The organism is Microcoleus sp. LEGE 07076 (assembly GCF_015207455.1).
In the GTDB taxonomy this organism is placed as follows: Bacteria; Cyanobacteriota; Cyanobacteriia; order Cyanobacteriales; family Microcoleaceae; genus Microcoleus.
The window spans coordinates 1-2,117 of the sequence record NZ_JADEWV010000425.1; the positions used below are offsets into that span (position 1 = coordinate 1).

A 2,117-nucleotide genomic window follows, 5' to 3' on the forward strand; every position below is an offset into this window, starting at 1 on the left:
GTACCCCGCTGAGCAGACTTTCTCCTTCTACCTCGCTGCCCGACCCAGTACCCGCAACTTTTACAGACCCTTCAGACCAGTCGGCGCCGGCGGGTTTGAACGTGCAGGCAAATTCCAACAAGCCGATCGTCAGCATTGAAGCCTACTTGATGCGCCAAGAACTCACCAACCTCCTCGGTAGGTTTGAAAGCGCCCTGACAGCATCTAATTCAGGCAACACCGCCGTCAATCTCGCCGCTCCTGCCCCCCCTCAACTGGTGGCGGGAAGCAACAGCGCTGGCGCCCCGACAGCCAATCGCCCGCCTGTGGTGCAAGCAACCAAAACCCGGGCGATCGCCAACGCCCGACAGGTTTTGCAAACCTTTGACCAACTCCTGCAACAGCAAAAATACGCTGAGGCCAGACAGCAGTGGGTGCAAGCGCGAGAGTTGCTGTGGCAAAATTACCCGCAGGAAGGGCAGCGCGTCGGGGCGGAAATTCGGGCGGTTTGGCTCGATCGCGGTACGATCGTCGCAGCTCGATCCGAACAAGGTTTGGCTGCAGTGTTCGATCGGCTCGCCGCCGCGGGTATCAATACCGTTTTCTTTGAAACTTTAAATGCCGGATATCCGATTTATCCCAGTCAAGTTGCACCGCAACAAAACCCCCTCACAGTTGGCTGGGATCCGCTGGAATCTGCGGTTAAATTAGCCCGCGAACGAGGCATGGAACTGCACGCTTGGCTTTGGATTTTTGCCACCGGAAATAAGCGCCACAATACTTTAATCGGCAAGCCTAGTTCTTATCCCGGGCCGGTACTTTTGGCTCATCCAAATTGGGCAAATATCGACAATAAAGGACGCACGCAAAATCCTAATGACGGTAAATTTTATCTCGATCCGGCAAACCCGGAAGCCCGCCGTTATTTGCTGCAAATTATCGGCGAAATTACCAGCCGCTATAAAGTAGATGGCGTGCAGTTAGACTATATTCGGTATCCTTTTCAAAATGACAATGCTGGCTTTACCTACGGCTACGGTATTGCGGCGAGGCAGCAATTCAAGCAGTTGACCGGTGCAGATCCGGTGAATATTTCTCCGAATGACGGCAGTTTGTGGCGGCAGTGGGTTGAATTTAAAACCAATCAAATTAATAGTTTTGTAGCTGAAGTTTCTCAGCTTTTGCGGCAGAACTATCCGCGCACAATTCTCTCGGTAGCGGTGTTTCCGCACCCTGCAAGTCAGCGGATTTACAAAATTCAACAAAATTGGGAAGTTTGGGCCCGTCAGGGTATTGTAGATTTGATTGTGCCCATGACTTATGCTTTGGATACTAACCGACTTGAGCGCATCACCGAACCCTTGGCGAAGGAACAAATGCTCGGTTCGGCTTTGATTTCTCCGTCGGTTAAGTTGTTGACTCTCCCGCAAGTTGTGGCGATCGACCAAATTCAAGCTTTGCGCGATTTGCCCACAGGGGGCTATGCTATTTTTGCCGTGGAAAGTATCAGCAGCGCCATGCAAGGCTTTTTTAACCGCACTCAAGGCCCCCCAGTGCGCTCTACTTCTGCAGCAGAACCGATTCCTTACCGGCAGCCGTTTGCAGCGGCGGCTTCGCGCTATACTGCTATCAAGCAGGAATGGAGTTTTTTGTTGGCTAACAATCAGTTGCGGGTGTCGGAATCTGAACTGAAAGTTCTGCAAAGTCGATCGGATGAATTGGGTGTTGCGTTGAGCCGATTGTCGGCCAATCCTTCTACCGAAAGTTTAGCAACTGCTAAAAGATTATTGGCGAGTTTTAAATCTCAGTTTCAATCTTCGATGCGCTGGCATTCTGGAGAGAATAGCTATCAGGTACAAACTTGGCAAAATCGTTTGGAGAGTTTGGATATGCTGTTGCGTTACGGCGAAAGGGTGGAATTGAATCGCAGGTAAATACAGGCGTTTAGGGTGCGCGTAGTCCTTAGCTACTGTTTGTTCAAACTCACATCTTGCACCATTCTCAACAACCTGTAGGGGCGGGTTCACTCTTGAGCCTCAAAGCTTGCAGACAGGTTAAAGAAACCCGCCCTCCCCCACGATAAATCACCTTATTGACATTGCTGCAATATCTCAGTTTAAACTCACATCTTGCACCAT

General features: G+C 50.8%; 1 protein-coding gene. It reads left to right on the top strand.

The features are described from left to right. The coding region (locus tag IQ270_RS29925; RefSeq protein WP_193976726.1) for a glycoside hydrolase family 10 protein at positions 1-1,913 on the top strand (1,913 nt) is incomplete at its 5' end. Between the last annotated feature and the right edge of the window lie 204 nt (positions 1,914-2,117).